This is a genomic window from Vibrio sp. OPT46 (assembly GCF_015163535.1).
Taxonomy (GTDB): Bacteria; Pseudomonadota; Gammaproteobacteria; order Enterobacterales; family Vibrionaceae; genus Vibrio; species Vibrio alginolyticus.
The window spans coordinates 14,236-15,109 of the sequence record NZ_JADDYG010000099.1; the positions used below are offsets into that span (position 1 = coordinate 14,236).

Genomic DNA, 874 nt, shown 5'->3' on the forward strand with positions numbered 1-874 from the left:
TGGTAGTGGCAACCTCGCACTTGCTTTAGCTCCAAATGGTCGACAGCTTGTCTTAGCAGGACGTAAACCCGTTGAGCATCTAAATACGACGAACCTTACCGCTTGGTTTCACGAAGTTATTGAACAGGCCGAGCTGTGGCAAGCGCGTTTCGCAATGTTGGATCAAGCGATTCCAACCACCTCTAATCATGAACAAGCTCATGTTCAATCACTTCGTGTGTAGGAGAGAAAAATGGTTAATACAACACAAAAAATCAGCCAAAGCCCAGTACCTGATCTAGAACAGTTTCGTGCAGTTGCTGCGCAAAAAGATGATCGAGTGATCAGTAAAAGAGGTGAAGTAAAAGAACCTTCCACATTCCACAAAGGTCATAAGTTTGCTTCTATTCACGAAGGCGTATTGAGAAGCAAATACACTAAGTTTTTCCAAGAAAACATCAAAACTCACCTTGATTTAAAGCAGGCGCTACTTAAGCAAGAAAAACCTGAGGTTGCGCTGTTGGCTTACTCCCTAGTGAGTCCTTCAGGCTATCGCGGTGAGCCACTTACTGAGCGTAAAATCTTAGAAGTTGTCAGCCTATTGGATGAAATAAAAGTGAGCAGCGATACGTACCAGCAGCTTAAAAATACGTTTGATGCGATCAGCAAAGATCCGCGTATGCAGGTGAGTTTAGAAGCCCAGTATCCAGGAAAAATGGATGGCTTCGCTGCTGAACTGCTGCAGATGGGCAAAGAAAAGCTAAAAGGTTCTGGTGTGAACGCCGTTATTAACTTGGCATTACCTGGCGTTGGCTTATTGATTTCTACAGGTAGAGAGTTGCACAAAGCGGCCGTAAATGGTGATGCTGAGGCTTACCATCATCAGTTAGAACAA

At 44.3% G+C, this 874-nt stretch carries 1 protein-coding gene and 1 pseudogene; both read left to right on the forward strand.

All coding sequences use genetic code 11. The features are described from left to right. Positions 1–223: CesT family type III secretion system chaperone (locus IQR33_RS04925; RefSeq protein WP_193843559.1), on the forward strand; the 223-nt coding region annotated here is incomplete at its 5' end. Positions 224–232: 9 nt separating this feature from the next. Next, positions 233–874, forward strand: a pseudogene (locus tag IQR33_RS04930) (CesT family type III secretion system chaperone); the annotation flags it as partial.